Annotated in this window: 26 protein-coding genes; 13 read left to right on the top strand and 13 right to left on the bottom strand. The window is 68.5% G+C overall.

All coding sequences use genetic code 11. The features are described from left to right. Nucleotides 1-136: 136 nt before the first annotated feature. Entirely contained in the window at nt 137-2,041 is a 1,905-nt protein-coding gene (locus MZV50_RS01930) for a peptide MFS transporter (protein WP_252632751.1), read from the bottom strand. A gap of 213 nt (nt 2,042-2,254) precedes the next feature. Here MZV50_RS01930 and MZV50_RS01925 point away from each other — a divergent pair, with 213 nt between their 5' ends. Continuing rightward, nucleotides 2,255-2,782 carry a DUF427 domain-containing protein gene (locus MZV50_RS01925; protein ID WP_252632750.1) on the top strand — a complete coding sequence of 176 codons (528 nt, stop codon included), beginning with the start codon at nt 2,255-2,257 and terminating at the stop codon, nt 2,780-2,782. Between the two features lie 85 nt (nt 2,783-2,867). Continuing rightward, nucleotides 2,868-3,011 carry a hypothetical protein gene (locus MZV50_RS01920; protein WP_252632749.1) on the top strand — a complete coding sequence of 48 codons (144 nt, stop codon included), beginning with the start codon at nt 2,868-2,870 and terminating at the stop codon, nt 3,009-3,011. Here MZV50_RS01920 and MZV50_RS26450 read toward each other — a convergent pair. The 6 genes from MZV50_RS26450 to MZV50_RS01895 form a co-directional block, all read right to left on the bottom strand. Continuing rightward, nucleotides 3,008-3,133, bottom strand: a complete 126-nt coding sequence (locus MZV50_RS26450) for a hypothetical protein (protein ID WP_289781895.1) — start codon at nt 3,131-3,133, stop codon at nt 3,008-3,010. The genes MZV50_RS01920 and MZV50_RS26450 overlap by 4 nt on opposite strands. Nucleotides 3,134-3,135: 2 nt before the next feature. Then, a complete protein-coding gene (locus MZV50_RS01915; protein WP_252632748.1) occupies nt 3,136-3,984 on the bottom strand; it encodes a cytochrome-c peroxidase in 849 nt (282 codons plus the stop codon). Nucleotide 3,985: 1 nt separating this feature from the next. Then, complete coding sequence (locus tag MZV50_RS01910) at nt 3,986-4,516, bottom strand: homogentisate 1,2-dioxygenase (protein ID WP_252632747.1); 531 nt, start codon at nt 4,514-4,516, stop codon at nt 3,986-3,988. Nucleotides 4,517-4,527: 11 nt separating this feature from the next. Beyond that, the gene (locus MZV50_RS01905; protein ID WP_252632746.1) at nt 4,528-6,573 is read right to left on the bottom strand and encodes a TonB-dependent receptor plug domain-containing protein; all 2,046 of its coding nucleotides are present in this window, start codon (nt 6,571-6,573) and stop codon (nt 4,528-4,530) included. Between the two features lie 210 nt (nt 6,574-6,783). Further along, the gene (locus MZV50_RS01900) at nt 6,784-8,145 is read right to left on the bottom strand and encodes a glutamate--cysteine ligase (RefSeq protein ID WP_252632745.1); all 1,362 of its coding nucleotides are present in this window, start codon (nt 8,143-8,145) and stop codon (nt 6,784-6,786) included. Between the two features lie 137 nt (nt 8,146-8,282). Further along, nucleotides 8,283-8,999: a 16S rRNA (uracil(1498)-N(3))-methyltransferase gene (locus MZV50_RS01895; RefSeq protein WP_252632744.1), complete on the bottom strand. Its 717-nt coding sequence runs from the start codon at nt 8,997-8,999 to the stop codon at nt 8,283-8,285. Between the two features lie 46 nt (nt 9,000-9,045). Between MZV50_RS01895 and ppk2 the strand changes: the two genes are divergently transcribed. Both ppk2 and MZV50_RS01885 read left to right on the top strand, forming a co-directional pair. After that, nucleotides 9,046-9,807 carry a polyphosphate kinase 2 gene (gene ppk2 / locus MZV50_RS01890; RefSeq protein ID WP_252632743.1) on the top strand — a complete coding sequence of 254 codons (762 nt, stop codon included), beginning with the start codon at nt 9,046-9,048 and terminating at the stop codon, nt 9,805-9,807. Between the two features lie 96 nt (nt 9,808-9,903). Then, nucleotides 9,904-10,350, top strand: a complete 447-nt coding sequence (locus tag MZV50_RS01885) for a carboxymuconolactone decarboxylase family protein (protein WP_252632742.1) — start codon at nt 9,904-9,906, stop codon at nt 10,348-10,350. Between the two features lie 48 nt (nt 10,351-10,398). Here the strand turns inward: MZV50_RS01885 and MZV50_RS01880 are convergent, their stop codons facing one another. Beyond that, a complete protein-coding gene (locus MZV50_RS01880; RefSeq protein ID WP_252632741.1) occupies nt 10,399-10,782 on the bottom strand; it encodes an iron chaperone in 384 nt (127 codons plus the stop codon). 155 nt (nt 10,783-10,937) lie between these two features. On the opposite strand from MZV50_RS01880, the gene MZV50_RS01875 reads away from it, so the two are divergent. Further along, a complete protein-coding gene (locus MZV50_RS01875) occupies nt 10,938-12,677 on the top strand; it encodes a DUF4153 domain-containing protein (RefSeq protein WP_252632740.1) in 1,740 nt (579 codons plus the stop codon). Nucleotides 12,678-12,687: 10 nt separating this feature from the next. On the opposite strand, the gene MZV50_RS01870 is transcribed toward MZV50_RS01875, so the two are convergent. The 3 genes from MZV50_RS01870 to MZV50_RS01860 are packed head-to-tail and all read right to left on the bottom strand — an operon-like array spanning nt 12,688 to nt 15,086. Beyond that, nucleotides 12,688-14,481 (bottom strand): ABC transporter ATP-binding protein, encoded by a 1,794-nt coding sequence (locus MZV50_RS01870; RefSeq protein WP_252632739.1) that lies wholly within the window; start codon nt 14,479-14,481, stop codon nt 12,688-12,690. A 42-nt stretch (nt 14,482-14,523) separates the two neighbouring features. After that, nucleotides 14,524-14,802 carry a DUF454 family protein gene (locus MZV50_RS01865; protein ID WP_252632738.1) on the bottom strand — a complete coding sequence of 93 codons (279 nt, stop codon included), beginning with the start codon at nt 14,800-14,802 and terminating at the stop codon, nt 14,524-14,526. Between the two features lie 38 nt (nt 14,803-14,840). Continuing rightward, the gene (locus MZV50_RS01860; RefSeq protein WP_252632737.1) at nt 14,841-15,086 is read right to left on the bottom strand and encodes a hypothetical protein; all 246 of its coding nucleotides are present in this window, start codon (nt 15,084-15,086) and stop codon (nt 14,841-14,843) included. Nucleotides 15,087-15,239: 153 nt separating this feature from the next. Between MZV50_RS01860 and ubiA the strand changes: the two genes are divergently transcribed. Beyond that, a complete protein-coding gene (ubiA, locus tag MZV50_RS01855; protein WP_252632736.1) occupies nt 15,240-16,172 on the top strand; it encodes a 4-hydroxybenzoate octaprenyltransferase in 933 nt (310 codons plus the stop codon). A gap of 4 nt (nt 16,173-16,176) precedes the next feature. On the opposite strand, the gene MZV50_RS01850 is transcribed toward ubiA, so the two are convergent. Beyond that, nucleotides 16,177-16,527, bottom strand: a complete 351-nt coding sequence (locus MZV50_RS01850; RefSeq protein ID WP_252632735.1) for a lysozyme inhibitor LprI family protein — start codon at nt 16,525-16,527, stop codon at nt 16,177-16,179. A gap of 67 nt (nt 16,528-16,594) precedes the next feature. Between MZV50_RS01850 and MZV50_RS01845 the strand changes: the two genes are divergently transcribed. The 6 genes from MZV50_RS01845 (at nt 16,595) to MZV50_RS01820 (ending at nt 20,463) form a co-directional block, all read left to right on the top strand. Further along, nucleotides 16,595-17,548: a fatty acid desaturase family protein gene (locus MZV50_RS01845; RefSeq protein ID WP_252632734.1), complete on the top strand. Its 954-nt coding sequence runs from the start codon at nt 16,595-16,597 to the stop codon at nt 17,546-17,548. 24 nt (nt 17,549-17,572) lie between these two features. Then, complete coding sequence (locus tag MZV50_RS01840; RefSeq protein WP_252632733.1) at nt 17,573-18,232, top strand: class I SAM-dependent methyltransferase; 660 nt, start codon at nt 17,573-17,575, stop codon at nt 18,230-18,232. A gap of 44 nt (nt 18,233-18,276) precedes the next feature. Then, nucleotides 18,277-18,630: a VOC family protein gene (locus tag MZV50_RS01835; protein ID WP_252632732.1), complete on the top strand. Its 354-nt coding sequence runs from the start codon at nt 18,277-18,279 to the stop codon at nt 18,628-18,630. A gap of 52 nt (nt 18,631-18,682) precedes the next feature. Continuing rightward, nucleotides 18,683-19,213 (top strand): hypothetical protein, encoded by a 531-nt coding sequence (locus MZV50_RS01830; protein WP_252632731.1) that lies wholly within the window; start codon nt 18,683-18,685, stop codon nt 19,211-19,213. A 285-nt stretch (nt 19,214-19,498) separates the two neighbouring features. Continuing rightward, nucleotides 19,499-19,936, top strand: coding sequence for a YkgJ family cysteine cluster protein (locus tag MZV50_RS01825; RefSeq protein WP_252632730.1), 438 nt, complete (start codon nt 19,499-19,501; stop codon nt 19,934-19,936). Then, the gene (locus MZV50_RS01820) at nt 19,933-20,463 is read left to right on the top strand and encodes a YkgJ family cysteine cluster protein (RefSeq protein ID WP_252632729.1); all 531 of its coding nucleotides are present in this window, start codon (nt 19,933-19,935) and stop codon (nt 20,461-20,463) included. The genes MZV50_RS01825 and MZV50_RS01820 overlap by 4 nt, the downstream gene beginning before the upstream one ends. Before the next feature lie 28 nt (nt 20,464-20,491). On the opposite strand, the gene MZV50_RS01815 is transcribed toward MZV50_RS01820, so the two are convergent. After that, nucleotides 20,492-21,352 carry an SDR family oxidoreductase gene (locus MZV50_RS01815; protein ID WP_252632728.1) on the bottom strand — a complete coding sequence of 287 codons (861 nt, stop codon included), beginning with the start codon at nt 21,350-21,352 and terminating at the stop codon, nt 20,492-20,494. A gap of 29 nt (nt 21,353-21,381) precedes the next feature. Between MZV50_RS01815 and MZV50_RS01810 the strand changes: the two genes are divergently transcribed. Continuing rightward, nucleotides 21,382-21,747 (top strand): MmcQ/YjbR family DNA-binding protein, encoded by a 366-nt coding sequence (locus MZV50_RS01810; protein WP_252632727.1) that lies wholly within the window; start codon nt 21,382-21,384, stop codon nt 21,745-21,747. Nucleotides 21,748-21,754 lie beyond the last annotated feature (7 nt).

Genomic DNA, 21,754 nt, shown 5'->3' with positions numbered 1-21,754 from the left:
CGCCGGGGCCCTTCTTTCACGCCCGTCTAGAGCCTGTCTGGTTTAGATGGAACCATCTAAACCAGACAGGCTCTATCTTCTTACACTTAGAGCGCGTTCGAGCGGTTTAACCGCTCACACTTAAACCTAACGCGCTCTAGGCCTGACCTTGAACGGTCGGATCCGCGATCGGCAGCGGGTCGGTCTCGTCGGCGCCGTGCGACCACTTCTTGAGCACCGGCGAGAGCGCCAGGAACACCACGCCCAGGCCGATGGCGGCCAGGCCGATGACCTTGAAGACCAGCAGCGACTGGGCCATGGCCGCGCCGGGATCCAGCACCTGGCCGCCGATGGTCTCGGTGGAGGCGATGGCCGCGATCCAGCTGCCGAACAGATTGGCCATGGCCAGCGCCATGTACCAGACGGCCATCACGAACGAGACCATGTGCAGTGGCGACAGCTTGGTCATCTGCGACAGCCCGACCGGCGACATGCACATCTCGCCGCCCGTGTGCAGCATGTACATCAGCACCAGGAACACCAGCGGCATGCGGAAGGCGCCGTCGGCGAAATTGGCCCCGACCAGCAGGATCAGGAAGCCGGCTCCCACCTGGATCAGCGACAGGCCGAACTTGATCATCGGGTTGGGATTCACCCCACGCGCCGTCAGCAACGTCCACAGGGCGGCGAAGACCGGGGCGAAGATCAGGATCCAGCCGGCGTTGATCGCCTGGGTCTGGGCGGCGTTGAAGTCGGTGTTGACCCAGAACTTGCCCGCCGTCGAGATCCCGGCGGCCGCCAGCTGGCTGGGCGCGCCCAGCACCACCGAGCCGCCGAACCATTCGACCGGCTTGGACAGCAGCTTCAGATCGACATTGGTCGCCGCGAACAGGTTCAGCGACGAGCCGGCCTGTTCGAACAGGGTCCAGAACACCACCGCGCCCAACACCAGCACCGTGGCCAGCAGCAGGCGTTCGCGCTCGACCTTCTGGCACTTGGCGAAGGCGAACCACAGGATGTAGCCCAGCGAGCCGAACATCCCGGCCAGCAGGGTGACGTTGACCACGGGCGTGCGCTGCACGACCAGGAACACCGCGATCACGGCCAGGATCGAGACCCCGTAGATGACCAGTTCGCGGGTGATCGGGCCGGCGACCTTCTCCTTCAGGTTCGCGCCCTCGGGCGGCTCGCCCTTGCCGAGCAGCCACGGCTTGCCCAGCACGAAGATCACGAAGCCGGCCAGCATTCCCAGGCCCGCCGCGCCGAAGCCGGCCCACCAGCCGATGTTGACGCCCAGGATACCGCACAGGATGGCGGCCCAGAACGAGCCCAGGTTGATGCCGTAGTAGTAGAGGGTGAAGCCGGGATCCCGGCGCGGATCGCCCTGCGGATAGAGCTGACCGACCAGGGCCGCGACGTTCGACTTCATGAAGCCGACGCCGACGATGATCAGCGACAGGGCCAGCCAGAAGATGTTCAGATACAGCGGATCACGGCCCGTGACGTCCAGCTTGTATTGGCCCTTGAGCAGTACGGCGGGCAGGCCGGCGTCGGCCGGCAGGTCCTTGATCGCGAAGTCGCCTTTCTCGGTGGCGGTGACGTCGTAGGGCTTGCCCGCCACGATCATCTTGGCCACCCGCTCGTCACCGCGCCCGTCGGCCTGGAACGTATAAGTCTGGCCGGCGTAGGTCAGGGTCTGGACGGCCGGCTTGCCCTCGACCGCCATGGCCAGGTGGCCGGCGACCAGCAGGATGGCCCCGAAGGCCACGGCCTTGCGGGTTCCCAGGTAGCGGTCGGCCAGGAAGCCGCCCAGCAGCGGCACGATGTAGACCAGCGAGGTGTAGGCGCCGTAGTGGCCGCTGGCGACCTTCGGATCGAACAGGAAGTGCTGGGTCAGGTAGAAGATCAGCAGACCCCGCATGCCGTAGTAGGAGAAGCGCTCCCACATCTCGGCCAGGAAGCAGATGATCAGGCCGCGCGGATGGCCCTTCAGCAACTGGATGACGACGGGGATGCCGGTCACGAGCGTGACCAGGATGCCCGCGGCGATAACGATGTTCATACGCTAGCCTTGAAACGTGCGAGGGGCGCGGACCCGACCCCCCATGGTCAAATCACCCCGCCGGCCCCAATTTGGCGGGGAGAAGATCACGCGTCAGACGGTTTCACAAGCAACGCCTTGCCGAGCGGTTCGCGCATTCCGTGTTCGATTTGAAGCTTGGCGGCCGCCTCGCGCGTTCATTCAAGGAACCCCAGTTTCACACGGGAGCCCGCCATGAAGATCCCCGACGAGAGCCATCCAATCACCATCACCCGCGCGCCGAACACCGTGCGCGTGCTGTTCGAGGGTCACGAGATCGCCGACAGCGACGACGTGCTGGTCCTGAAGGAGGCCAGTTATCCGCCCGTGTTCTACTTCCCGCGCGGCGACGTGCAGATGGACTTCCTGCGCCGGACCGACAAGGTCACCCACTGCCCCTACAAGGGCGACGCGGCCTATTTCACCCTCTATCGCGACCGCCAGATCATCGAGAACGCGGTCTGGTCGTACGAGACCCCCTACGACGCCGTCGACCAGATCGCCGGGCGGGTCGCCTTCTATCCCGAGCACGTCGAGTTCGAGCTGGGCGACCGCACGGCGGGCCGGACCGAGGCGACCGATGTCGACGAGGTGGTCCGCCACACCGACAGCGGCGCGGGGACCAGCCAGGCCGAACACTGGAAGCCGAATGTGGAGATGCCCGACCCCAACCGGGTCGAGCATGACCTGGATCAACCCTACAAGGGCGTAGGCGCGATATAGGTCCGGACGGACTTTAAACCCCTTTTAACCACTGGGAGCGTGACCATGAGGTTCAGCTCCCGTCAGAGGGGCGCGGAGGAAGACCATGGCCTACGTCTCGTATCGGACGGACGCTGTTCACGCGACGACCACCGCCCAGCGCAAGCTTGCCTGGGGCCGCCTGTTCGCCCTGGCGACGACCCTGGCCCTGTGGGCCGGAATCATCGCTGGCGTGAGAGCGATATTTTAGAACCGCGCCGCGTCGGCCTCGCACGAGGTCTTCGGTAGCGCGAAGCGCGGATCGGCGACGAAGCGTTCGTCGGTCAACGTGCGCAGGAACGCCGTGAGGTCCGCCACCTCGCCGTCCTTCAATCTCATCGCCGCGCGGTGTCGCCGGATCGCGCCCGTGAGGGTCCGCGCCGAGCCGTCGTGCAGATACGGCGCGCTGAGCGCCACGTTGCGCAGCGACGGCGTGCGGAACTTGCCCCTGTCCTCGGCCTTGCCGGTGATCTCGCCCAGCCCCTGATCGCCCGTGAAGGGCCGGTCGATGCGATGGAAGACGGCCTGGGGGCGTCGGTGAAGTCCGGCGCCGCGTGGCAGCGGGCGCAGCCGGCCTCGCCGAAGAACAGCGTCTCGCCGCGTATCGCCTCGATCGACGTCTCCACCGCCTGCCCTCGCGCCCTGCGGTCATAAGGAGCGTCTCGCGAGACCAGGGTCCGCTGGAACGCGGCCAGGGCCTTGGTGATCGTCGTCATGCTGACCGCCTCGCCCGGGAAGGCGGCGGCGAACAGCTTGCGATAGCAGGCCTGACCGCCGATGCGGGCCTCCAGCACCGCCTCCTGGCCATGGAAGCCCATCTCGACCGGGCTGGTCCCGGCGATCGGGATCAGGGCCTGGTCCTCCAGCCGCGTCACGCGCGGATCGCCCCAGGTCAGGCTGGCGAAGGTTCCGACATTGGCCAAGGTCTGGACGTTGCGTCGACCGGGATCGCCGTGCACGCCCGGATGGGTCGCGTTGCCGTCGGAAAAGCCGTGATGCTGCTCATGGCAGGTGGCGCAGGCCATGGTCCCGTCGATCGACAGGTCGGCGTCGTAGAACAGCCGCCGCCCCAGCTCGACCCGCACGTCCGAGGCGGGGCGCTGGGCCAGGCCGGGCGTGAAGGCGATCGCCAGACAGGCGGCGCCGATCAGCCCCAGCACCTTGCCGACCGCCGCGAACCGCATGTCAGGGCTTGGCCGCGACCATGATCGGCAGGCTGGTCTCGGCGTTGGCCGAGATCTGCACGACATAGGCGCCGGGCATCAGGTCGAAGGTCACCATCTTGCGCAGGGTCGTGCAGGCCGGACCGCGCCCGTGGGCGGTCGATCGCGCGGCCGCCCCGTCCTTGAGCACGTCGATCCAGGCGCCCGTCCCCAGCGCGATCACATAGGCGCCAGGCTTGTCGATCGTCAGCGAGAAGAGACCGCCCTTGCTGACCGTGCCGCCCGGCTTCTCGGGCTGCGTCGCATAGGCGACCTCGGGCGTCGGGGCCAGGGTCGCCAGATAGGCCCGGCCCGGCGCCAGGGCTGCTTTCGACAGGCCCGCGACCGAGGTCGCGGCGGCCAGCGGGACCTTGTCGGTCCACCCCGCCAGCTCGGCGGGCAGGTCCTTGTCCATGGCGGCGCAGGCCGGCGCCGGCATCGCGGGCGCCATCTGGGCGAAGGCGGCGAACGGCGTCGCCAGTACGGCGAGGGCGGCGAGAACGGACAGGCGCATGGCGTTTCCTCCTAGAACTTGACCCGCAGGTCGGCGCGGAAGTTGCGGCCTTCCTCTGGGAAGCCGTCGACCAGCTGGTACTTCTGGTCGAGCAGATTCCTGGCCCCGACCAGCACGTCGATCTTGTCGGTCACCGCCACCCGAGCCGTCAGCCCGACCAGCACATAGGCGCCCGTGCGGTAATAGCGGGCCGGGGTGATCAGGCTGCTCGACGTCACGGTCCAGCGCTTGGAGGCGGCCTCGATATTGGGCGTCAGGGTCAGGCAGCCCGCCGTCCAGTCGGCATAGGCGAACAGCTTGTGGCTGGGCGCGTTCAGCGGCCGGAACGCGGCGTTGGTCGGGTCGGTGAAGTCGCGGTGCAGCCAGGTGTAGTTGCCGCCCAGGGTCAGGTTCGGCGAGACCCGCGCCGTCACCGAGGCCTCGGCGCCGTAGTACTCGCCATCGCCGACATTGCGGGTCTGGCTGACTGTGCCGAACGGCGCGCCGAGGGCCACCGGGATGGCGATCAGGGCGTCGCGGACGTCGCTGTAGAACACCGCCCCCTCGACCGTGACGAACGGCGTGATGTCGCCCCGCGCGCCCAACTCGTAGTTCACCGCCCGCTCGGGCCCCACCGTGGGGTTCGGGATCGCCGTGCCGAACCGCGAGCTGAAGCGCTCGAACAGGGTCGGGAAGCGCGCCCGCGACGAGACGCTGGCGTGCAGCTGGGCGGTGTCGGTCGGTCGCCAGACCAGGGCCGCCTGGCCGTTCCAGACGCTGTCGCTGGTCAGCGGATAGAAGACGAAGGCGTTGGCGTTGAAGTCCTGGGCCATCGACAGGTCGCGATGGTCGCGCGAGACGCCCACCACCAGGTCGACGTCCTGGCCGAAGCTCTGGGTGTCCTCCAGGGCGATCGAGGTGGTCGCCTCGGTCGTGGTCTGCCGGGGCTCGGTCAGGGCCGGCGCGTAGCTGGTCTGCCACTCGACGTGCTCATCGCGGCGATAGAAGGCGGCCGCCTTCAGGGTGTTGCTCGGGGTCAGCTGGACGCCCAGCTCGACGTTCCCGCCATAGGCCACGTCATCGTAGTAGGATCGGAACGCCCGTCCCAGGGTCTGGGTGTTCTGGCGGGCGTTGTCCCACGAGAACAGGCCGTTCTCGAAGGTGTTCCGGTAGAAGCGGGTCTTCAGATAGGCGTGCTCGGCGATCTGGGTGCGGGTCAGCAGGGCTAGGCTGTCGATGTTCCAATAGGGCCAGGTCCAGTAGCGGGTGCTGGCCGTGTCGGTGACGTGGAACGGCGCGTTCTTGCCGCCCTCCTGGCGCGTGAAGGTCAGCGAATAGTCGTCGCCCTCGCGCGGGGTGAAGCCGACCTTGGCGTTGACCCGCCAGTCCTCGCTGTCGGAATGGTCGCGATAGCCGCCGTTCTCCAGTGTCGTGGGCCTGTAGCCGTCGGGCAGGGCCCAGTGGGTGCGCTCGTTCCGCGCGCCGCTGAGCTGGGCATAGAAATGCTGGGTGCGGCCGCCCACGCGCCCCGAGACGCTGTTGCTGTTCAGCGAACCGTCGCCGTCGAAACCCGCGCCCAGCCGCACCTCGCCCTCGAACGGCGTCGAGGGCGTGCGGGTGACGAGGTTGATCGCCCCGCCGATGCCCCCCGGGCCGTCAAGTACGGAGACATAGCCCTTGGAGACCTGCACCTCGGAAAGGTCGGCGGTCAGGAAGCGCGCGAAGTCGATGCGGTTGTCGGCGGGCAGGAACACCCGCACCCCGTCGATCGACAGGGTGGTCTGGAAGCGGTCGAAGCCGCGGATGAACACCAGCCGCTCGTTGCGTGAACCACCGCTGTTGCCGGCCGAGGCCCCCGGGATCAGGTCCAGGGCCTGGTCGACGCTGACCTTGTCGAACTTGCGCAGGTCCTCGGCGCGGATCTCGGTCCCGCCGATCAGGTCGCCGTTGCTGCCGCGCGCGGTGACCCGCACCTCGCCCAGCGCATAGATGTCGTCATGAGCGGCCTGGGTGGCGTCTTGGGCGTAGGCGTTCCCGGCCAGCAGCGAGCCAGCGAGCAGAGCGGTCCTGAACAGCATCAATATCCTCGTTATGTATATGAACTACATAACGAGACTCACCAGAGCTTGCGACCCTAAACGCGGCCCAATCAGACCAAATCCTGACGTGAAAAATCCCGTGTCATCCCGGAAGCCTCGTAGAGGCTATCCAGGACCCAGGGACCGCAAGCTCCGCGTTACTCCCCCCGGGGTCCCGGCTATGCGCGGATGACAAAGGGGGAATTGGGATCAGTAGGCGCAGTCGGTGAACACCCGGCCGATGTCGCCCCGCCATTCGCCATCGTACAGCGACAGCAGCTTCTCGGCGGGGGTGATCCCGCTGTCGGCGATCTGCTCCAGCTCGCCCAGATAGATGGTCTCGTCCAAGAAGCCGCCGTTCAGCTGGGCGCGGTTCTTCAAGCCCGACTTGGCGATGGCCACGAAGTCCTTGGCCACGTCTTGGGCGGTGCGGCCGGCGACCTGGGCCTTCAGGCCCAGCCGGGGCACGTCACGGCGCAGACCCTCGCGATCCTCGATCGTCCAGGCCTTGCAGAGGTCCCAGGCCGCCGCCAAGGCGGCGTCATCGTAGAACACGCCGGTCCACAGCGCCGGCAGGGCGCAAAGGCGGCTCCAGGGGCCGGCGTCGGCGCCGCGCATCTCCAGATAGGTCTTCAGCCGCACTTCGGGGAAGGCCGTGGTCGTGTGGTCGGCCCAGTCCTTGATCGTGGCGATCTCGCCAGGCAGCTCGGGCAACTTGCCCTCGATGAAGTCGCGGAAGGATCGGCCAGCGACGTCGATGTACTTGTCGCCGCGCTTGACGAAGTACATCGGCACGTCGAGGGCGTAGCGGGCGTAGCGCTCGAAATCGAAACCGTCCTCGAACACGAAATCCAGCAGGCCCGTACGGTTCGGATCGGTGTCGGTCCAGACGTTGGCCCGGGCAGACAGGAAGCCGTTCGGCTTGCCTTCCGTGAACGGCGAATTGGCGAACAGGGCCGTGGCGATCGGCTGCAGAGCCAGGCTCATGCGGAACTTGGCGACCATGTCGGCTTCGCTGGAGAAATCCAGATTGGCCTGCACCGTGCAGGTGCGCAGCATCATGTCGAGACCGAGGTTGCCGACCTTGGGCATGTAGTTGCGCATGATGACGTACCGGCCCTTGGGCATGACCGGCACCTCTTCGCGCTTCCACAGCGGCGAGAAGCCCAGGCCCACGAAACCCAGGCCCAGTTCGTCGGCGACGGTCTTGACCTCGTCCAGGTGCTGGCCGGTCTCCTCGCAGATGTCGTGCATGGTCGCCAGCGGCGCGCCCGACAGCTCGAACTGGCCGCCCGGCTCCAGGCTGACATTGGCGCCGTTGCGCTCCAGGCCGATGATCGTCGGGCCTTCCATGACCGGCTTCCAGCCGAAGCGTTGCAGGCCGGTCAGCAGGGCGTGGACGCCCTTGTCGCCTTCGTAGGGAACAGGCCCGTGCGACCCCAGGTAGAACCCGAACTTCTCGTGCTCGGCCCCCACGCGGAAGGCCTCCTTGGGCTTGGACCCTTGCGCGAAATAGTCGGTCAGATCGGCGAGCGTCAGCGGACGCTCTTGGACGCTAGCGGTGTCGGCCATGCAAGCCGTCCCTCCCCGGGGGTTGCGATGCTGAGGGAGGAGAGGGCCCATGCTCTCCGCCGACGGCGTACTCATCAGTCACGCCCAGTTGGGCGTTTTCTTTGCGAACCTCAAGGGGTCACCTTGAGCATATATTTTCAGCGCCAGTCGCCCGCGGCCGCCTGCCACAGCGTCATCGCCGCGATCGCGGCGGTGTCGGCGCGCAGGATTCGCGGGCCCAGAGACACCGGCGTGACGAAGGAAAGCCCCCGCAGCCGCTCGCGTTCCTCGGGGGCGAACCCACCTTCCGGACCGATCAGGATGGCGGCCGGCGCGCCAGTTCCCGCCAGCGCCTCGATGGCCGGCTTGGCGTCGCCGCCCTCGTCGCAGAACACCAGCCGGCGCGCGGGATCCCAGTCGTCCAGGATCTTGTCCAGCTTCTCGGGATCCCGCACCTCCGGCACGTCCAGGCGGCCGGTCTGCTCGGCGGCTTCCATGGCGATGGCGTCCAAGCGACCCAGCTTGACGAAGTCGACATTGGTGCGGCGAGTGATGGTCAGGCGCACGCGGCGCGCGCCCAGTTCGGCGGCCTTCTCGACGATGGTCTCGACCCGGCCGCGCTTGACCATGGCGATGATCAGATCGAGGTCCGGCCCGATCTCCATCGGCCGGATCTGTTCGTCGGCCTTCAGCAGGCAGCCGCGCTTGGTCGACTCGACGATGCTCGCCCGCCACTCGCCGTCGCGGCCGTTGAACAGCAAGAGCTCGGCGCCGATACCCAGGCGCATGACCTGGGTCAGGTAGCGCGATTGGTCGACGGTCGGAACGACGCCAGCGCCGGCGGAGAGGTCGTTGGGAACGAAAAGGCGGATCATGGCGTCCTTCTAGCGCAACTCGACTTTAGGGGGGTAGGCTCGGCTCATGAGCAAGCACGACGACTACGACAATGAACTCCGCCAGCTGCAGCTCGCCCTGATCGAAATGCAGAAGAAGGCCATCAAGAACGGCGACAAGCTGCTGGTGATCTTCGAGGGCCGCGACTCGGCCGGCAAGGACGGCACGATCGCCCGCGTGACCGAACACCTGTCCAAGCGCGCCACCACGGTGGTGGCCCTGCCCAAGCCGAACGAGCGCGAGCGCAGCGAGTGGTACTTTCAGCGCTACGTCGAATACCTGCCAGCCTGCGGCGAGGCGGTGATCTTCAACCGCTCCTGGTACAATCGGGCCGGGGTCGAGCGGGTGATGGACTTCTCGACGCCCGAGCAGCAGGAGCAGTTCCTGCGCGACGTGCCCGCCTTCGAGCGGATGCTGGTCGAGAACGGCCTGCGCTACGTCAAGTTCTGGCTGGATATCAGCCGCGAGGCACAGGCCGAGCGCCTGAAGGCCCGCCGCGAGGATCCGCTGAAGGCCTTCAAGACCAGTGATCTCGACAAGGTCGCCCAGGACAAGTGGGACGACTACACCAAGGCCCGCGATGAGATGCTGATGCGCACCCACAGCGACATCGCCCCGTGGATCTGCGTGCGCGCCGACCACAAGAAGGCGGCGCGGCTGAACGTCATCCGCTGGCTGCTGCACGCGGCCGCCGACAAGAAGCTGGTCAAGGGCGTGGCCAAGCCCGATCCCAGCGTGATCTTCTCGTTCGAGCCGGCCGCGCTGGAGGACGGGCGGCTGGCGCGTTAGGACAACCCGCGAAAAAGTCCGCCGCCGCCGTCACATTGGCCGCCCGCGCTCCGTCTCAACCTCGACGCCCATCGGCGCAAAGAGGAGAAGACGAACATGACGCGCTTGAATTGGTCCGAGGTCGCCCCCGAAGGCGCGAAGGCGCTGTTCGGGGTCCACCACTACGTCACCAAGGCCAGCAGCCTGCCCGAGGCGCTGATCCATCTGGTGTTCCTGCGGGTCTCCCAGATCAACGGCTGCGCCCATTGCATCGACCTGCACAGCCGCGACCTGCTCAAGACCATGTCCGTCGACAAGCTGATGCTGGTCCCGGTGTGGCGCGAGGCTTCTCACCTCTTCTCCGACCAGGAACGCGCCGCCCTGGCCTGGGCCGAGGAAGTGACCCTGGTGAGCGAGACCCACGCCTCGGACGAGGCCTATGCCGCCGCCGCCGCGGCCTTCGCGCCGAAGGAGCTGGTAGATCTGACCATCACCATCGCGGCGATGAACGCCTTCAATCGGCTGGGCGCGCCGTTCCGGCTGCCGGTCGCGGCCAAGACCTAGTCGCCCCCGGGATGCGCCGCGGCCGAGGCGGCGCGTCCCCGCCTGGCCTCATCGCGCCTTGCGCGCCGCGCGCTCGGCGGCGATCCGCCGGTTGTCCGCGATCCGCCGCTGGACGATGTCGGCGATCAGGTCCAGCGGCAGCGGCGCCTCGGGCTGGAAGCGGATCGTGCCCTTGGCGGTCTCGAAGCCGGCCAGCCGGTCTGCGAACTGATCGATCACCGCGCCCGGATAGAAGGCGCAGTGCTTCGCGGCCGCGCCGAAGTGGACGAGATTGCCGTTCAGCTTGAAGGTCGGCAGGCCATAGCTGATCGCCTCCTTTGCGTCCGGCGCCAGGGCGCGGATCTGGCCGCGCAAGGTCTCCAGCGCCGCGCGCTGAGCGGTCGGCAGCCTGGCCAGGTAATCGTCGATCGAGGCGGCGGGCGGCTTCATCATCGCGGGATCCTCCAGAACGCGGCCATCGGGCCACAAAAAAACGAGGACGTTGGAAACGCGCCCGCGCCGACAGCGCGGCGAAAGAGAAATCGGCTCAGCTTCACAAGCGGGCGGCGGCGTGGTGCTGTGCGGCCGAACGAGGGAGACGCCGAGGCATGACGGACGCGACGGACGCCAGGACCAGCCGCACCACCGCCCTGACCCGGCTGGCCATCGGCCTGGCGCAGGGGATCGCCCTGTTCCTGCTGCAGAAGGCCGACGAGTCCAAGACCTGGCCGGCCACCCAGCCGACGCTGTACGCGCCGCTTCTGGTCTGCGCCCTGATGGTCCCGATGATCCCGCTGGCGGCGCTGTCGGCCATGCGGCGGACGTTTCTGATCGGCTGGAGCCTGGTCGCCGCGGCGCTGGCGGCGATCCTGGCGGTCCACGCCGCCTGGACGGGGGCGGCGCCCGACCGGATCGGGGCGGGACCGCTGTCGCCGCCGCTGTTCGTCGCCGTGGCCGCCTTGCTGTTCATCGCCCACCATCTGGTCCAGCCGGCCGAGGCGGTCCACAAGCCCCTGGCCCCTTACGCCGACTATTTCGACCTGGTCGGGACCAATGTCGTGCGCCTGGTCCTGTCGCTGCTGTTCACCGGGGCCTTCTGGCTGCTGCTGTTCCTGGCCGCCGCCCTGTTCAAGCTGATCGGGGTCGAGGCGATCCAGAAGCTGATCGGCGAGACCGCCTTCGCCTTCCCCGCCACCGGCTTGATGTTCGCCGCCGCCGTCCACATGGCCGTACAACTGACCGAAGCCCGCGCGGGGCTGGTGCGCGGCGTGCGCACGGTGGGCCTGGTCCTGCTGGCCTGGCTGTTGCCGCTGATGGTGGTGATTGCCGCCGGCTTCCTGGCCACCCTGCCGTTCACGGGCCTGGCGCCGCTGTGGAGCACCAAGGCGGCCGCGTCCCTGCTGTTGTCGGCCGCCGCCGCCCTGATCATCCTGATCAACGCCGCCTATCAGGACGGGATCGAGCCACCCAATCCGATCCTGTGCTGGGCCGCACGCGCCGCCAGCCTGCTGATGATCCCGGTCGTGATCCTGGCGGCCTACGCCCTGTGGCTGCGGATCGGCCAGTACGGCCTGACGCCGGATCGGGTGCTGGCCGCGACCTATGTGATCGTCGCGACCGGCTTCACCGTCGGCTACACTCTGGCCGCCCTGCGGCCCGCGCCCTGGATGAAGCCGCTGGAGCGGACCAACCTGGTCATGGCCGCCGTGTCGGTGCTGCTGCTGATCGCCCTGTTCACGCCGATCGCCGACCCGGCGCGGCTGTCGGTGGCCAGCCAGGTCAAGCGGCTGGAGGCCGGCAGGGTCTCGGCCGAAAAGTTCGACTTCCAGTTCCTGCGCTTCGAGAGCGGGCGGTACGGCCGCAAGGCCCTGGACCGCTTGAAGGCCAATCCCGATCCCGAGATCGCCCGGCGAGCGCGGGACGCTGGCGTTCTGGAGAGCCGCTCCGCGCCCCAGCCCGCCAAGCCGGACTTCTCGCGGGTCACCGTCTATCCGGCGGGGAGGAAGCTGCCAGACACCTTCGTCAACCAGGCCTGGGACTCCGATCGACGCTCCGACTGCATCAACGCCGGTTCGGTGTGCAAGGCCCTGCTGATCGACGTCGATGGCGACGGCGCCGACGAGGTGCTGCTGGGCGTGGGCAGCATCTTCGACGTTTTCCAGCTGAAGGACGGCCGCTGGCGGCGGATCGCCCAGGCGTCCTCCCATTGCGAGACCGGCAATGTCGAGGCCGCAATGGCGGCGGGCCAAGTGGCGATGACGCCGGCCAAGCCTCGCCGCGACCTCGTGGCCGGCGGTTATGCGCTCTCGCTGCAACCGATCGACGAGGGCTGCCAGCCCGCGCCCTAGGCCGCCCCGCTTAGGCTACGCCCGCGCTGATCGCGTTCAGCCGGGCATAGACCCCACCCTGGGCAGTCAGCTCGGCGTGGCGGCCTTCCTCGACGACGCGGCCGCCCTGGAAGACCAGGATGCGATCGGCGCCGCGCACGGTGGACAGGCGGTGGGCGATGACGATCGTGGTCCGCCCCTCCATCAACGCCTCGGCGGCGGCCTGGACCTGGCCTTCGGTCTCGACGTCCAGCGACGAGGTCGCCTCGTCCAGCACCAGGATCGGCGCGTCGGCCAGGAAGGCGCGGGCGATGGCCACGCGCTGGCGCTCGCCGCCGGACAGCTTGACACCCCGCTCGCCGACCAGGGTGTCGTAACCCTGGGGCAGGCGCAGGATGAAGTCGTGGGCGCGGGCCTTCTTCGCCGCCGCCTCGACCTCGGCGCGGGTGGCGTCCGGCCGGGCGTAGGCGATGTTCTCGAGCAAGGACCGATGGAACAGGGCCGGATCCTGCGGCACCACCGCGATGGCCCGGCGCAGGGAGGTCTGGGTGACCTTCGAGACGTCCTGGCCGTCGATGACGATCGCCCCGTCCTGCAGGTCGTGCAGACGCTGGACCAGCTTGACGAAGGTCGACTTGCCCGAGCCGGTGGGCCCCACCAGAGCGACCCGCTCGCCGGGCGCGATCTTCAGGCTGAAATGGTCGTACAGCGGCGCGCCGGCGGCCTTGTAGCGGAAGGTCACGTCGCGGAACTCGATACCGCCGGGGCCCGGCCGGAAGTCGGGCGCACCGGGCGCGTCGGCGATCTGCGGCTGCAGGCTGGTCCAGGCCGCGACGTCCTCGGTGTCGTCGATGCCCTTCTGCAGCATGCGGATGTTCTCGCCCAGGTTCCGCAGATAACCGCTCATCAGCATGAAGGCGGTGATGGCGAAGGCGACGTCGCCGGGCGTGGCCGTGCCCTTGGCCCAGGCCCAGACCATCGAGCCGGTCAGGCCGGCCTGCAGCACAACGAGCAGCAGGTTCTGGCCCAGCCAGACGTCCGTGAAGCGGCTCCAGGTCACCATCACCGCGTCGCGCCAGGCGGCGGTGACCTGCGCCAGACGCGCGGCCTCGCGCTGCTCGGCGCCGAAGCTCTTGACGGTGGGATTGGAGGTCACGGCGTCGGCCAGGGCTCCGCCGATCTGCGAGTCCAGCGCGTTGGAGCGCAGGTTGCTGGGCCGCACGTAGCGCTCGGTGATCCACAGGTTCACCGACAGGTAGGCGACGACCACCACCAGCGAGATGGCGCCGGCCAGGGGCTGGCGCAGCAGCATGCCGATCGACAGGCCGACCAGCACGATGATCCCCGGCCCCAGCCAGATGGTCACCGCGTCGGTGACGCTGTCATAGCCCCACATGGCCCGGGTCAGTTTGCGCACCGTCGCGCCAGCGAAGCTGTCGGCGTGCCAGTCCGACGAGAAGGCCTGCACCTTGGCGAAGCCCTCGTTGGTCATCTCCTCCATGTTCCGGGCCGCCAGCGGGATCCAGAACCGGTGGGCGATGTTGCGTATCACCGCGAAGGCGAAATAGACGCCGACGAACAGGCCCAGCGCCTGCCAGGCGCCCATGTCGCCGCGCGGCTTGCTGGTGACCGTGTCGACCAGGTGACCCGAGGCATAGGGCAGCGCCAGGTCGAAGGCGATCGCCACCAGGGTCAGGGTGACGCCCAGGCCGAACAGCACCGGCCGCCGCTTCCAGAACCGGGCCACGAAGGCCAGCACCTGGCGGTTGGAGAGGGCGCGCTTGCGGGCCCCGATTTCGGTCTCGTCCTCGATATCGTCGGTCATGGCGAGGCGTAGATAGGCGCTTTCGCCGCTTTTCGCGACCCGTCAGCGGCGCCGCTTGCGTCCGCCGCCGAATGGCCGCCAGCGCAGGAACCAGACGATGGCCGGACCGACCACCGGCACGCGCAGCATCGGTCTGACGGTGTGGGGCCGGGTCTTCAGGAAGCACAGAACCGCGCCGATCCAGAAAACCGTCGTCGGCAGCCCTGGGGTGACGACGCCCACCGCGCCGATGGCCAGCAGCGTCCCGCCCACGCCGTCCAGCGCCCACCGCTCCACGCGGGTCAGGGGGCGACGCGGCTTGCGACGGGGGTTGAGACTCATTCTCAGACGCTAGCGCTTCAGCGCGGCGCTCGGAAGCCTCAGAACGCTTCGGCGACCCCACCGACCCGGCGAGCCGGTCGACCGTCCATCCCGCGGCGGATCCGGGGGCCGAACTTGGTCGCCGCCGTCAGGCGGGCGACCATGCCTCGATCACCGACGCGGTCGAACAGCCGGGCGGCGGCGGTCCAGAAGGCGGTGGTCACGGGATGGGGCAGGACAATTCCGGCGCCGGCGCCCGCGACGAGCAGGCTCCAGCCGGACAGGCGAATGGCGGCGCGGGTCATGGCTTCTCTCCTGCGAACAACTTGCAGGAAGACATTCGCCGCTTGGGCGCGATAAATCCAATTGATCGTTCCTGTCAGAGAGATTGAATTTACCTATGACGAGCTTGAGACCGCCCTTCCCCCCTTCCGCGATTGCGGGTTAAGCCTCGCCGCATGACCTCCGCGATCCTGCCCGACGCCGCCACCACCAACTGGGTCGACCGCCACGCGCCGCCGCGCCTGCGACCGTGGCTGAAGCTGGGCCGGTTCGATCGGCCGGCGGGGATCTGGCTGTTGATGCTGCCCGGCTGGCAGGGGATCGCCCTGGCCGCCGCCGAGCAGGGCCGCTGGCCCAATCCGTGGCTGCTGCTGGCGGTGTTCGTCGGCGCCGCCCTGATGCGGGCGGCGGGCTGCGCCTTCAACGACATCGTCGACCGCGACTTCGACGCCCAGGTGGCCCGCACCGCCCTGCGGCCGATCCCGGCCGGGCTGATCACCATCAAGCAGGCCTGGCTGTTCCTGGTCGGCTGCAGCCTGGTCAGCCTGCTGATCCTGCTGACCCTGGGCTGGGTCGCGATCGGGCTGGGCGTGCTGTCGCTGGGGCTGGTGGCCGGCTACCCGTTCATGAAGCGCATCACCTGGTGGCCGCAGGCCTGGCTGGGCCTGACCTTCAACTGGGGCGCCCTCCTGGGCTACGCCGCCGCCGTGGGCCATCTGTCGTGGTCGGCCGCCCTGCTCTACGCCTCGGGGATCTTCTGGACCCTCGGCTACGACACGATCTACGCGATCCAGGACATCGAGGACGACGCCCTGGCCGGGATCAAGTCGTCGACTCGGCGGCTGGGCGACCGGGTCCAGGTCGGGGTGGCCGGCTTCTACCTGGCGTCGTTCTGCTTCGTGGTCGCGGCCGGCTGGGTCGGGAACATCGGCCCGCTGTTCCTGCCGCTGGCGGCCCTATTCGCCCTGCACCTGTCGCGCCAGGCCGCCGCCGTCCGGCTGGACGACGGCTCCGGCGCGCTGAAGCTGTTCAAGTCCAACGCCGTCGCCGGCCTGATCGTCTTCGCTGGTCTGGTCGCGGGGCTGTGGAAGCCGGGCGTCAGCTTCTAAAGGCTTAGAACGGCCCCTGCCGGTAGACGCGGTCCATGACCGTGTTCAGCTGGCGGATGCGGTCGTCGTAGCTGCGCGCCAGGCAGGCGCGGTTCGCCCCGCAGCTAGCCCGCGACTTCAGCCAGACCCGCTGGTCATCCATGATCGCGCCGCGCCCGCCCATCGGAACGAGATGGCGGGTGATGCCGTACAGCTGGTCCATCCGCACGTCCTGGTCGTTGAGCGCGCGGTTGGCGCAGATCGCCCGCTCGTCGGCCTTGTGGGCCTTGGCGCAGTCGAAGCTGGCGGCCGCGGCCGGCAAGGCCCCGGCGGCGAAGGTCATGGCGAGCAGGAAGGCGGCGGTCGGTCGGCGCATCGGCGGCTCCGGAATGTGACGTCGGGTCATGCTGTCGGGACCAACCTGAATGTGCGATGATCGTTCCATGGCCGTCGCCGCACGCGTCAAACCCCAGGACCTTTTCACGCCCGAGGAATGGACGCGGATCTCGGCGCGCTCGTCCTGGCGCGGGATCGCCATGGTCGCCCATGCCTGGGCCGTGATCCTGCTGGCCGGGGCGTTGTTCGTCCTGTTCCCCAACCCGCTGACCTATGTCCTGGCCGTGATGCTGATCGGCGCGCGGCAACTGGGCCTGGCCATACTGATGCACGAGGCCGCCCACGGCGGACTTCACCCGAACCTGAAGGTCAACGACTGGATCGGCGAATGGCTGTGCGCCGCCCCGACGGGCGCGTCGCTGGCCAGCTATCGGCCCTATCACCTGACCCACCACAAGTTCGCGCAGCAGGCCGAGGATCCGGACCTGGTCCTCTCCGCGCCGTTCCCGACGACCCGCGCGTCCCTGCGCCGCAAGATCGTCCGCGACCTGACCGGCCAGACCTTCTTCAAGCAGCGCTTCGGGCCGCTGCTGGGCAAGCTTCGAGTCTCTTCCGGCGACCAGCCGAAAGGCGCGATCTTCGCCGGCGAGGTGGCGCGACAAAGGCCGTTCCTGCTCTGGAACCTGGGCATCCTGCTCGTGCTGTCGGCGATGGGCCTGTGGTGGGCCTGGCTGGCGCTCTGGATCGTGCCGATGGCGACGTGGTTTCCGCTGGTCACCCGCCTGCGCAACATCGCCGAGCACGCCCTGGTGGCCAAGGACGAGCCCGACCCGTTCCGTCACGCCCGCACCACCCACGCCAACTGGATCGAGCGCGCCCTGATCGCGCCCTACCACGTCAACTTCCACGCCGAGCACCACATGTTCATGCACACCCCGTGCTGGAACCTGCCGCTGGCCCACCGCCTGCTGGAGAAGAAGGGCCTGACCGCCGGCATGCTGACCGCGCCGGGCTATCTGACCGTGCTGAAGGCCGCGTCGAGCAAACCGGTCGCGGCTTGACCCGCCGCGTGCTCTAAGCCGCCCATGATCGTCCAGACCCTGGAAGGCCGGCGGGCCTTCATCCGCGACAACACGCGCTTCCAGCCGACGCCGCACGCGCCCGAGCTGTCGCTGCATCTGGCCGACGAGATCACGCCGATCTGGCAACTGACCGAGGAGGCGCTGGAAGAGATCGGCCTGCCGCCGCCGTTCTGGGCCTTCGCCTGGGCGGGCGGCCAGGCCCTGGCGCGCTACATCCTGGACCACCCCGAAATCGTCGCGGGCAAGCGGGTGATCGACTTCGCCACCGGTTCGGGCATCGTCGCCATCGCGGCCATGCAGGCGGGCGCGCGGAGCGTGCTGGCCGCCGACATCGACGTCTTCTGCGAGGCGGCCGTCAGCCTGAACGCGGAAGCCAACGGCGTCGCGGTCGACTTCACCGACGTCAACCTGCTGAACGCCCCGCCACCCGAGGTCGACGTGCTGCTGGCCGGCGACATCTGCTACGAGCGGCCGATGGCCGAGGCGGTGATGGACTGGTTACGCCTGGGTCGGGCCGCCGGCGCCAGCGTGCTGATTGGCGATCCGGGCCGCACCTATTTCCGCAAGGACGACCTGCTGAAGCTGGCCGAGTACCAGGTCGAGACCACGCGCGAGCTCGAGGATTTCGCCGTCAAGCGGACCAGCGTCTGGACTCTGCCGTAAGCGGCATCTAGAACAAAAAAGGAACAAAACTCCTGGAGAGCGTCATGCGCGAGGACGGCAAGATCGACTACATCGAGTGGCCGGGCGGCGACCTGCCGGCGACCAAGAGCTTCTATTCCGTCGCCTTCGGCTGGAGCTTCGTCGACTACGGTCCCGACTATGTCGCCTTCGAGGGCCAGGGCGCAGACGGCGGCTTCGCCAAGCCGCAGGAAGGCTCGACCGACCGGCCGCTGGTGATCCTTTACGCCCATGATCTGGAAGCCATGCTGGACAAGGTCGTCAAGGCCGGCGGCGTGATCACCGCCCCGATCTTCGGCTTTCCCGGCGGCCGCCGCTTCCACTTCACCGATCCGTCCGGCAACGAGCTGGGCGTGTGGAGCGCCACGGGCGTCGAGTAGGCGTCAGGGCCGACTCATGCGCGGATCGGCGGCCGCAGTTCGGGGGATGATGATGCGCGTGTCGAGCGTGAGCGCTTTGCTGTTGGCGATGGCCGGGGCCGCCCGGGCGGAGGATCCGCCGCCCGCCCCGGTTCCCGCCGAGGTCAAGGCGCTGGAAGGCTGCTGGCGCGGCGCCGGCGAAGTGATGGGCAAGGCGGTGGAGATCAGCTTGTCGGCGCGGCCGGCGGCGCTGGGAACGCTGCTGACGGTGGACGCCGATAGCCACGCCAAGGCCGATCCGGCCGACCGCTACGCCGCCCACCTGGTGCTGGCGGGCCGAGGCGTCCCGCCCAAGGATGGACCGCCCATTGGCGTCTCCGGCTTCTGGGCCGACAGCTTCGGCGGCGACTTCACCGCCACGGGCAAGGGCGAGGTCCAGCCGGGCGGCTTCGACATCGCCTACGCCTATCCCGACGCCAGTTTCGTCAACCGCTGGCGGCGCGATGGCGACACGCTGACCTGGACCATCGTCGCCAAGATGGGCGGAAAGGAAAACGCCTTCGCCGGCTACGCCCTGACGCGGACGACGTGCGCAAGGGGTTAGGCCGTTTGATAGTCAACGGGACAAATATCCTCGCTTTCCTGGGCCTTGTGCCCAGGACCCAGCTCAAAGGCGCACTGTGCGTATCAAAATTCGCGCGGCGGCCAGACTGAGGTCTGCCTGCCGTTCAGCTGTTCCTGAACTCTGGGTCCTGGGCACAGGGCCCAGGAAAGCAAAGTTTGAGAACCGCGACGTCTGACCGAGCACGACTCGCCCCGCTCCCCCGCATCAAACCGTCACACAGCCCCGCTAACGTCCGCCTCCTGACGATTGGCCGGGATGGGGACGATGGCCGGGAAGAGCTGCGGCGGATGCGGCATGTGCTGCAAGCTGATGGGCGTCGAGGCGCTGGCCAAGCCGCCGCACGCCTGGTGCGGTCATTTCCGCAAGGGTTCGGGCTGCGCCATCTATGTCGACCGCCCGCGCGCCTGCGCCGACTTCGCCTGCTACTGGCTGAAGAGCGAGGGCCTGGGCGAGGACTGGCGGCCGGACCGGGCCCGCTTCGTCCTGCACCGCGAAGACCAGGGCCGCCGCATGGTCGTCGAGGTCGATCCGGCCAGCCCCGACGCCTGGCGCAAGGCGCCCTACCACGCCACCCTGCGGGCCTGGGCCGCGCGCGGCGCCACCGACGGCCTGACCCTGAACGTCCTGGTCGGCCAGCGCGGCTTCGAGATCCGACCCGATCGCGACGTCGACCTGGGCGTGGTGCGGAGCTTCGCCGCGTGACCGAGCTGGTGTTCGCCCAGCCAGCCGCCGGCAAGACCTGCGGGTCATGCGGCCTGTGCTGCAAGGTCCTGGCGATCGAAGCCCTGGACAAGGCCGACGGCGTCTGGTGCTCGCACTTCCGCAAAGGCGGCGGCTGTGGCCACTACGAGCATCGCCCGACCGCTTGCCGGGGCTTCATGTGCCTGTGGATCACGTCCGAGAAGCTCGGCCCCGAGTGGCGCCCCGACAAGGCCGGCTTCGTCATGTATTCCGACCGCGACGGCAAGCGCCTGAACGTGGTCGTCGACCCCGGCAAGCCTGCCGCGTGGCGGCGCGAGCCGTACTATTCGTACATCAAGGCCATGTCGCGCCGGGCCTTCGACGGCTACGAACTGGTGGTCTGCATCGGCGACCGCCGCACCGTGGTGTTCCCGAGCGAGGAGATCGACCTGGGCGCCCTGCCGCCCAACCGCAAGCTGGTCAGCGGCTATGTCGAGCGCGACGGCGCGCTGACGCCCTTCGCCATGGTGCTGGCCGACGCGGATTGACGCCCTTACTCCCTTGCGGGAGATCGGTTCAGAACCGGGGATGGAACGCTCTCGGCGCCCATGCGAAATCCCGGACCGCCTCGCCGGAATCGAACGTCAGATCCTGGCCCATCCGGGTCCCCATGGCCGTGGTCGCGCCGGGATAGAACGGCTTGGCCAGCCGCATGATCAGACCGAACAGCCACACGGGCATCGGCAGGCTGCGGGGCGTCTTGCCCAGGCCTTCGAACACCCGGTCGACCATGACGCGGTAGGTCACCGTCTCGCCGCCCACCAGGTTGTAGGCGCGGTCGCGCGTCGCGGGCGCATGGGCCGCGGCCAGGGCGCCGGCGGCCAGGTCCGCCGCGTGGACCGGCTGGCGCAGCCCCTCGCCCGCACCGGCCAGCGGCATGACGTGGAACCGCTTCACCAGGCGGGCGATCCGGCTGACGTTTTCGTCGTGGCCCTCGTCATAGATCAAGGTCGGCCGCAGCAGGGTCCAGGCGACGCCATGCTCGCCGCACCAGGTCTCGACGGCGGCTTCCGCGCTGGCCAGCTCCAACGCCACGGCCCGCTCGCCCGCGTCCGGCGAGTCGGTCTTGGTGAAGCGGCTGGTCGAGGAGAAGGCGATCAGCCGCTCCATGCCCCGCGCCTTCAGCAACGGCAGCACGGCCGGCAGCAGCCATATCGGCGACAGCGAGAACACCGTGGCCGCCGGCGGCAGGCGCTCTTCCAGGTCCGCGTCCTTCAGGTCGCCGCCGATCCAGCAGGCGTCCTCCGACGGCGGCCGGCGGCTGAAGGCCACGGGGTCGAAACCCTCGGCGACCAGCCGCCGCAGCAGGTGGTCGCCGATCAGGCTGGTCGCGCCCAGCACCAGGACCGGCGTCTTCAGGGTGTTCTCGGTGTCCATTCACCACATATAGTCGCGCTGGGGAGAGCTTGCCCATGACCTACGAAGACGTCAGAGCCTTCGCGTTCAAACTGCCCGGCGTCGAGGACGGCACGTCCTATGGCCGCCCGTGCCTGAAGGCGCACGGCAAGTTCCTGACCCGCCTGTTCGAGGACGGCGAGAGCCTGGTCTGCCCGGCCGTGCCCTTCGACGAGCGCGAGATGCTGGTCGAGGCCGAGCCGGACGTGTTCCATTTCACCGACCACTTCAAGAACTACCCCTATGTGCTGGTTCGCCTGGACAAGGCCCATTCCGGCACGGTCCAGCGACTGGTCCTGCGCCAATGGCGCGCCACCGCGCCCAAGACGGTCGTGAAGGCCTGGGACCAGGCCCACCCCGCCCCCATATCCGCCTGACGCCTTT

This window comes from Caulobacter segnis (genome assembly GCF_023935105.1).
Classification (GTDB): domain Bacteria; phylum Pseudomonadota; class Alphaproteobacteria; order Caulobacterales; family Caulobacteraceae; genus Caulobacter; species Caulobacter segnis_B.
This window is presented reverse-complemented; position numbering and strand designations above follow the sequence as displayed.

Coding starts and splice junctions, on each gene's coding strand:
- MZV50_RS01930 (WP_252632751.1), bottom strand. CDS start 2,041: ATGAACATCGTTATCGCCGCGGGCATCCTGGTCACGCTCGTGACCGGC.
- MZV50_RS01925 (WP_252632750.1), top strand. CDS start 2,255: ATGAAGATCCCCGACGAGAGCCATCCAATCACCATCACCCGCGCGCCG.
- MZV50_RS01920 (WP_252632749.1), top strand. CDS start 2,868: ATGGCCTACGTCTCGTATCGGACGGACGCTGTTCACGCGACGACCACC.
- MZV50_RS01915 (WP_252632748.1), bottom strand. CDS start 3,984: ATGCGGTTCGCGGCGGTCGGCAAGGTGCTGGGGCTGATCGGCGCCGCC.
- MZV50_RS01910 (WP_252632747.1), bottom strand. CDS start 4,516: ATGCGCCTGTCCGTTCTCGCCGCCCTCGCCGTACTGGCGACGCCGTTC.
- MZV50_RS01905 (WP_252632746.1), bottom strand. CDS start 6,573: ATGCTGTTCAGGACCGCTCTGCTCGCTGGCTCGCTGCTGGCCGGGAAC.
- MZV50_RS01900 (WP_252632745.1), bottom strand. CDS start 8,145: ATGGCCGACACCGCTAGCGTCCAAGAGCGTCCGCTGACGCTCGCCGAT.
- MZV50_RS01895 (WP_252632744.1), bottom strand. CDS start 8,999: ATGATCCGCCTTTTCGTTCCCAACGACCTCTCCGCCGGCGCTGGCGTC.
- ppk2 (WP_252632743.1), top strand. CDS start 9,046: ATGAGCAAGCACGACGACTACGACAATGAACTCCGCCAGCTGCAGCTC.
- MZV50_RS01885 (WP_252632742.1), top strand. CDS start 9,904: ATGACGCGCTTGAATTGGTCCGAGGTCGCCCCCGAAGGCGCGAAGGCG.
- MZV50_RS01880 (WP_252632741.1), bottom strand. CDS start 10,782: ATGATGAAGCCGCCCGCCGCCTCGATCGACGATTACCTGGCCAGGCTG.
- MZV50_RS01875 (WP_252632740.1), top strand. CDS start 10,938: ATGACGGACGCGACGGACGCCAGGACCAGCCGCACCACCGCCCTGACC.
- MZV50_RS01870 (WP_252632739.1), bottom strand. CDS start 14,481: ATGACCGACGATATCGAGGACGAGACCGAAATCGGGGCCCGCAAGCGC.
- MZV50_RS01865 (WP_252632738.1), bottom strand. CDS start 14,802: ATGAGTCTCAACCCCCGTCGCAAGCCGCGTCGCCCCCTGACCCGCGTG.
- MZV50_RS01860 (WP_252632737.1), bottom strand. CDS start 15,086: ATGACCCGCGCCGCCATTCGCCTGTCCGGCTGGAGCCTGCTCGTCGCG.
- ubiA (WP_252632736.1), top strand. CDS start 15,240: ATGACCTCCGCGATCCTGCCCGACGCCGCCACCACCAACTGGGTCGAC.
- MZV50_RS01850 (WP_252632735.1), bottom strand. CDS start 16,527: ATGCGCCGACCGACCGCCGCCTTCCTGCTCGCCATGACCTTCGCCGCC.
- MZV50_RS01845 (WP_252632734.1), top strand. CDS start 16,595: ATGGCCGTCGCCGCACGCGTCAAACCCCAGGACCTTTTCACGCCCGAG.
- MZV50_RS01840 (WP_252632733.1), top strand. CDS start 17,573: ATGATCGTCCAGACCCTGGAAGGCCGGCGGGCCTTCATCCGCGACAAC.
- MZV50_RS01835 (WP_252632732.1), top strand. CDS start 18,277: ATGCGCGAGGACGGCAAGATCGACTACATCGAGTGGCCGGGCGGCGAC.
- MZV50_RS01830 (WP_252632731.1), top strand. CDS start 18,683: ATGCGCGTGTCGAGCGTGAGCGCTTTGCTGTTGGCGATGGCCGGGGCC.
- MZV50_RS01825 (WP_252632730.1), top strand. CDS start 19,499: ATGGCCGGGAAGAGCTGCGGCGGATGCGGCATGTGCTGCAAGCTGATG.
- MZV50_RS01815 (WP_252632728.1), bottom strand. CDS start 21,352: ATGGACACCGAGAACACCCTGAAGACGCCGGTCCTGGTGCTGGGCGCG.